The organism is Treponema sp. R6D11, assembly GCF_054786075.1.
The window spans coordinates 1-666 of record NZ_BDHD01000563.1; the positions used below are offsets into that span (position 1 = coordinate 1).

The following is a 666-nucleotide window of genomic DNA, read 5'->3' on the forward strand; positions in this document are numbered from 1 at the left end:
AATAACCGTGCCAGCTGGGACATTTATGAATAAATCCTCTCCCGATTTTCCTTGCCTGTTTGCATGCGACCCCGCGCCGCCATGCTCAGCTACATATTTTGTCTTATATTTAAAATCCAAAAGAGAAGATAAGTGCGATGTAGCCTTGATTATGACGTTTCCGCCTCGCCCCCCATCGCCGCCATCTGGACCACCATTAGGGACGTTTTTTTCTCGACGAAAAGAAGCAATACCGTCGCCGCCATTGCCCGCTTTCACATATATTTTCGCCTCATCTATAAACATGATGTATATTATAGCATATTTCCAGTTAAATGTAAAGGAAACATCCTATTTAATTATTCAAAATCTCGTCGTCTTTAGTCCGCAGATTAACAATAACAAGCAAGGCAAGCACGGTCGTGAACATAATAGTCGAAAGCGCGTTTATGCTCGGGTTAATATTCTTGCGCGCCATAGCATAAATCAGCACAGACAGCGTCGAAACGCCTGCTCCTTTGGTGAAAAAGCTAACAACAAAATCATCGATCGATAGCGTAATCGCAAGCAAAAGCCCGTTTATAATCCCCCCGCGTATCTCCGGCAAAATAACCTTCTTGATGGCGTACAACTTTGAAGCTCCCAAATCCTCCGCTGCTTCCAAAAGCGAATCCGGCAACTGTTTTA

General features: G+C 44.1%; 1 protein-coding gene and 1 pseudogene. Both read right to left on the reverse strand.

All coding sequences use genetic code 11. The features are described 5' to 3' along the window. Positions 1-258, reverse strand: a pseudogene (locus ACYVTD_RS14695) (GTPase ObgE); the annotation flags it as partial. A 76-nt stretch (positions 259-334) separates the two neighbouring features. After that, a partial coding sequence (locus tag ACYVTD_RS14700) for an ABC transporter permease (protein ID WP_461248463.1) occupies positions 335-666 on the reverse strand: 332 nt, incomplete at its 5' end.